The sequence below is a fragment of the Hwanghaeella sp. LZ110 genome, assembly GCF_048892525.1.
Classification (GTDB): domain Bacteria; phylum Pseudomonadota; class Alphaproteobacteria; order UBA8366; family Aestuariispiraceae; genus Pacificispira.
Map to the genome: position 1 here is coordinate 54,641 of NZ_JBLZHT010000013.1, position 6,177 is coordinate 60,817.

General features: G+C 53.8%; 5 protein-coding genes. 2 read left to right on the forward strand and 3 right to left on the reverse strand.

Annotation, left to right across the window (positions count from 1 at the left end):
• Window position 1: 1 nt before the first annotated feature.
• A complete protein-coding gene (locus ACOSDM_RS19380; protein WP_420726192.1) occupies window positions 2-1,846 on the reverse strand; it encodes an ABC transporter ATP-binding protein in 1,845 nt (614 codons plus the stop codon).
• 423 nt (window positions 1,847-2,269) lie between these two features.
• Between ACOSDM_RS19380 and ACOSDM_RS19385 the strand changes: the two genes are divergently transcribed.
• A complete protein-coding gene (locus tag ACOSDM_RS19385) occupies window positions 2,270-3,028 on the forward strand; it encodes a class I SAM-dependent methyltransferase (protein ID WP_420726193.1) in 759 nt (252 codons plus the stop codon).
• 10 nt (window positions 3,029-3,038) lie between these two features.
• On the opposite strand, the gene ACOSDM_RS19390 is transcribed toward ACOSDM_RS19385, so the two are convergent.
• Entirely contained in the window at window positions 3,039-4,130 is a 1,092-nt protein-coding gene (locus ACOSDM_RS19390) for a glycosyltransferase family 4 protein (RefSeq protein WP_420726194.1), read from the reverse strand.
• Window positions 4,127-4,933 (reverse strand): UDP-2,3-diacylglucosamine diphosphatase, encoded by an 807-nt coding sequence (locus tag ACOSDM_RS19395; protein WP_420726195.1) that lies wholly within the window; start codon window positions 4,931-4,933, stop codon window positions 4,127-4,129. The genes ACOSDM_RS19390 and ACOSDM_RS19395 overlap by 4 nt, the downstream gene beginning before the upstream one ends.
• A gap of 174 nt (window positions 4,934-5,107) precedes the next feature.
• Between ACOSDM_RS19395 and ACOSDM_RS19400 the strand changes: the two genes are divergently transcribed.
• Window positions 5,108-6,067 carry a diacylglycerol/lipid kinase family protein gene (locus tag ACOSDM_RS19400; protein WP_420726196.1) on the forward strand — a complete coding sequence of 320 codons (960 nt, stop codon included), beginning with the start codon at window positions 5,108-5,110 and terminating at the stop codon, window positions 6,065-6,067.
• Window positions 6,068-6,177 lie beyond the last annotated feature (110 nt).

The window sequence follows — 6,177 nt, forward strand, 5'->3', positions numbered from 1 at the left end:
CCTAATCCTGAGCCACGGCAACGCTGGGGGCGGATGGCTGTTCTTCACTCTGTTCTTTGGGTTGGTCTTGGAACTGAATCTTCGACAGGCGGGCATACAGGCCGTCCTGTGAGATCAATTCTGCATGGCTGCCGGTTTCGACAACTTTTCCTTTATCCAGGACATAAATGCGATCAGCGCGCCGGATGGTAGCCAGGCGGTGGGCAATGACAATCGTGGTGCGCCCAATCATCAGGCGGGACAGGGCTTCCTGTACCTTTTGTTCGGATTCCGCGTCCAGGGCCGATGTTGCTTCGTCCAGCAGCAGGATCGGGGCGTTCTTCAGCATCGCCCGGGCGATTGCGATACGTTGGCGTTGGCCCCCACTCAGGCGCAATCCCTGCTCGCCAACCATCGTGTCATAGCCATCGGGCAGGTCCAGAATGAAGTCATGGGCGGCAGCGTCCCTGGCCGCCTGAATGATGTCGTCTTCACTGGCACCAAAACGGCCATAGGCAATGTTGGCGCGGATCGTGTCGTTGAATAATGCCGGTTCCTGGCTGACCAAGGCGATATGTCCCATGACAGACGTCAGGGTCGCCTGTCGAATGTCCTGACCATCGATCAGGACGTGTCCGGCGGTCACATCGTAAAACCGTGGGATCAGGTTCAGGATCGTAGATTTTCCAGCACCCGACGGCCCAACCAATGCGACCGTTTCACCCGCCGTGATGTCCAGCGTTATGCCATCCAGAACCGGTGCATCCGCATCATACGCGAAATGCACATCCTTCAGGGTAACCCGACCCGGGCCGGGGGTCATTTCCACCGCATCGGGCGCGTCCTGAATGGCGGGCACATGATCAATCAGGTCGAAATTGCGCTTTGCCGCCCCCAGACCTTCCTGAAGGGAATTGTTCAGGCTGGCCAGGCTGCGCAAGGGTTGATAGGCGACAAAGACCGCGACAAAGAAGGACATGAATGACCCGACGGTCTGTTCCCCCGCCAGGATCTGATATCCCCCCAGGGCAATGATGCTAAACAAGGTGAATCCCGCCAGCGTATCCATGATGGGATAGCTGAGCGAGCGAGTGCGCACCGCCTTTAAGAGCAGCTTATAGGTGGTCAGGAATGCGCCGGATCCCCGTTTGGCTTCGTATTCCTGCATGGAATAGGCCCGGACCTGGCGGGCATTCTTCAAACTGTCGTCTAGGACAGATGTCATCTGCCCGAATTCCACCTGGGTGGCTTCGGATACTTTGCGCAGGCGCCGACCGATGCGGGCGATGGGGAAAATGCTGATTGGAAAGAAGAACAGGGCAAACAACGACAATTGCCAGTTCTGATAAACCATCAACCCGATCATTGCCGCCAGCGTCATTGAATCGCGTCCAAAACCGGTAAAAACCTTCGTTACGGCATCGCGCAGAACATAGCAATCGGACGTGAAGCGCGATAACTGGCGCGCCGTTCCCTCCTGCTCAAGATATCGAATCTCGATATGCAGAAGAGATCGGAACATCTGGTTCTGCATTTTTTCAATGATCCGCAAACCCACCATTTGCATCAGCACGGATTGCATAAAATTTGCCAGTCCGCGGAAGAAGGATGCGATAAAAAAGCCAAGCGCAGAATACCAGATCCAGACTTCGCTTTGATTGATAAAGGCCTCGTTCAAGGCGGGTTCAATCAGCTTTGCCAGGGCGGCACTGGCCACAGCCACCAACAACATCCAGAAGGTCGCCAGGATGATCATGCGCAGATGTTCGGACATATAGTCACGCCAAAGGCGCCAGGTCAGTTTCTTGGTGACCGGATCAAACCGAAATCTACCTGTTTTTTGTGTCTGGGAGTCGTTCTGTGCCACCGTTGATCCCGGTTCGCTGGTTTAAGGTTTTCACGATATCCGCCCTATAGCATGGGTCGCACGGGGCGTCACGCCGGTAACCCATCCTAATGAAGCGGCGGCAAATCATCAGGCGGACGTGGACAGGCTGGGGATAGTGCGGTATACGCAAGGCAATGCATCAGGAATGCTTTGGTGCTGGGTTTATGCCGGGTGTTGCGGATGCGGTGCTACCCAATGGATAGGGTCGAATTTTATGCTGGAACAGGCTTAAGTCGGAATGAACATTCCTAAAATACTCCTGGCGATCAGCGTTTGCCTTTTGCCGATCCTGGTGGCGGTTTTTTGGGTGCCGATTAAGGCGGGATCGCTGGATGGTCTTTTTATAATCGGCGCGAATATTTGCGCCATCGTTATTCTTTTTGTCTACATAGTTGATCGCCCATGACCTCTCAAACAGTGACGCTTACCTGTCCGATTTCCGGATCGGATCGTATCGAGGAGTTTTGTGTCCAATCTGATCCGGATGGGGGCACAGTGACTTGGATACGGTTCCCCGACAGCGGTTTTGTCTGCCTGCAGCATATGCCGTCCGTGGATGAAATTGATGACATCCAGGACGAAATTGGCGGCGACTATATGCGTGTTATGACGCCGAAGTGGAAAAGCAAAGCCCGCCGATCCAAATCCCGTGCTAAATGGTTGAAACGCCACATGACGGGTGGAAGTCGGGTACTGGACGTCGGCAGCAATGTCGGTCTGTTCTGTGCCATGGCGAAAGAAATCGGGCTTCTGCCGGAAGGCATTGAAATCAGCAAGAATCTTGCCCGTCAATCCGCTGAACTGTTTCCAGAAATTCCGTTCCATTGCACATCACTGGAGGCGTATTCAGGGCCCGGGGAGTTCGATGCAATTTATTGTTCTGAAGTCATCGAGCACACGATCGACCCGTTCGATTTTGCTGCACGCCTGTTTCAACTGTTGCGCAAGGGCGGGGTACTGTATCTGACAACGCCGGATTTGGAAGAATATCTGACGCCTGATGGTGCTGTGACCCGGTTTTTGGGTGCACCCGATCATAAACTGTACTTCACGCGGGAAAATATTGTTCCCTTCTTAAAGCGCGTTGGCTTTTCGGATGTGATGCACAAGCGAACCTGGTCTTTTGGTAAATCCGGGATTCAATTGCTGGCGACCAAATAAGCGAAATGGCTTAGGATGATTGGTCAGGTTTTGGCTTTTGATTTGCCGTTAGGTTTTGCAAAAATTGCAGGGAGCATGCTTCCCAGCTGAACTTTTCCGCATGACGACGGCACAGGGCAGGATCAATTTCCAGGGCCCGCATGGCGGCGCGTTGCAGGTCTTCATCCAGAACACCACAACTGTTGTCACCAATCACATCGATGGGGCCTGGCACTGGCAGGGCCGCGACCGGCACCCCGGATGCCAGGGCTTCCAGCAGAACCAACCCAAATGTATCCGTTCGGCTGGGAAAGACGAAAACATCGGCGGCGGCATAGTGGCGCGCTAGGTCTTCGCCCGTCTTGGGCCCCAGAAACTTAACGTCAGGATACGCGGCCTTCAGTTCTTCCAGTTGGGGGCCGCCACCAACGACGACCTTGGTGCCGGGCAGACCCAATTCCAGAAAGGCCCCAATATTCTTCTCCACCGCAACCCGGCCGATATTCATGAAAATTGGGCGGGGGAAATCCAGAATGTCTTTCGGGCGCGGACGGAACAGCTCCAGATCAACGCCCCGGGACCAGATTTCCAGATTCTTGAATTTCCGACTGTCCAGGTCGGTGCGCATGGTCGGCGTGGTGACCATGGTCACCGATGCGTCGCCATGAAATTTCCGCATCCAGGCATAGGTGATGGAAACCGGCAGGCCGCATCGGGCATGGATATATTCTGGAAAGCGGGTATGAAAGCTGGTGGAAAAGGGATGCTTGTGCTTTTTGCAAAAGCGTCTTGCCGCAGATCCCAGCGGACCTTCGGTTGCGATGTGGATGGCAGCCGGCATCAGGTCCTTCAGCATTTTCGGCAGGGCCCATAAGGCATTCATCGCCAGCCGGATTTCTGGATAGGTCGGGCATGGGATGGTCCGAAAACGATCCGGGCCGATGACATGCACTTCAAGCCCCAGCTTTTCCATTTCCTGTCGGGTGCGATCCAATGTGCGCACCACGCCATTGATTTGTGGCAGCCAGGCATCGCTGACAATAACCAGCCGCTGGCCCGGCACGGCGGAGATATCGGGTTGCGCCGTTGTCACGCTGATATTCTTTGATGTCACGGCGTTCATACAGGTGCCTTCGCAGTCATTCTATGGTCCTGCAGGACCGGGACATGTGCTGTGTTGTCCGTCCATTGGATGATTTCCATGCGGCCATTGGCATGTTCCACCAGGGCAGTACAGCTTTCGACCCAATCGCCATCATTGCAGTACAATATTCCATTGATTTCGCGCATTTCGGCATGATGGATGTGACCACAGATCACACCATCTACGCCGCGTTGTTTGGCCTCATGCGCGACGGCTTCTTCGAATTTACTGATGAATTCGACGGCGTTCTTGACCTTTTGCTTCAAGAAGGCAGACAGCGACCAATAGGGCAGGTTTAACCAACGTCGCACCTGGTTGAAGTAATGATTGGTCGACAGCAGGATCGTATAGGCCCAATCCCCCAGATAGGCCAACCACTTGGCGTATTTCACAACGGAATCGAACTTGTCCCCATGGATGATCAGATAGCTGCGTCCATCGGCACCTTTGTGGATTGCTTCATCCTTGACCAACACGCCCCCAAAAAACAGGTTGGTGTAGTCGCGCAGCACTTCATCATGATTGCCAGGAACATAGATTACCTGACAGCCCTTGCGGGCTTTCCTCAGAACTTCTTGTACAACGTCATTTTGTGTTGCGGTCCAATACCAGGATTTCTTCAAGCGCCATCCATCGATAATGTCGCCAACCAGGTAAAGTGTTTCACACTCCGTATGTTGCAGAAAATCCAGAAGGAATTCCGCCTTGCATCCCCTGGTTCCCAAATGGGTGTCAGAGATCCATACTGTGCGATAACGACTGACGCCGCGAAACCCGTGCATATCCGTATCCGCCTTTAAATCTTTCGATCCGCAGGGAATACGGGTGTAGTGTGAAGAAAATAAGTAATTATGGTAATTCTTATTTTCTTTCACCTAAGTTTAACAAAAAAGAAATAGAAATTACATCTAAGACACTCTATTTCCCTTGTTTCGTCGTAATGGAGAACCTTATCAGTGGTAAATAAAAAGGAAGTTGCGGACCCGATTCGCAGGCGGGTGGCGGTTATTTATAATCCTGTTGCAGGGTTTCGTCAGCGCGGTCGTCTTCGTGGTTTCTTGAAGCATTTGCGCGCGCGCGGTCATGATGTCGTCTTGCGCCGTACCGAAGGGCCCGGTCATGCGACGAATATTGCAGCGGAACTTGATGTTGCCACAGTTGATGTTGTCGTGGCCGCAGGCGGGGATGGCACAATTAATGAGGTCGCCAATGGTTTGATCGGGCGCCCGATCCCGATGGCCATTGCTCCTCTGGGAACTGCAAATGTCTTTGCCTTTGAACTAGGCCTGGGATTGAAGTTGAAGCGCGCCGCAGAAATGCCGTCACAGGGGCGCGTTGCTGAGATTTATCCAGCTCTGGCGGGCGCGCGTGGCTTCCTGTTGATGGTCAGCGCAGGGCCCGACGCGCGCGTGGTCGCGGAAGTAAACAGCAAGCTGAAACGCATTATTGGCAAAATGGCTTATGTGATGGCGGCGGTTCGGGAAATTGTACGTAACGCCGAAACCACGATCACGGTTACCGTTGACGGCCACACCCATCAGGCGGGACTGGCGATTGTGACCCATGCCAGTCACTATGCGGGGCCATTCGTGATATCCCCTGATACCAGGCTGGGTGATGACAGCATCAGTGTCGTGCTGTTGAAGGGTACCAGTCGATGGGCGTTGGTTCGATATGGATTTGCCCTGTTGACCAATCGTGTCGCTAAACTGCCGGATGCGACGCTGTTGCGGGCGCGGCGGGTGCGTATTGATGGCCCGGTTGGGGAACCCATTCAGTCTGATGGTGATCTGATCGGTCAGGCGCCAATGGAAATTGCACTGGGCAGTCGTCCGTTGCGCATTCTGGTACCCGATCTTTCCCGTGTTCTGGTGCCAACGTCTACCGCCATTGCGCCCCGGTGGAGTCACGTTTGAAGTGCAACGGTTATTGATCCTTCGTTAAATACCTCGAAGGGGGTTTTGAACCCAAGACATTTTCGGGGCGTTTGGTTTTGGGCGTTTTGGATATCGGCGATATCTGATTG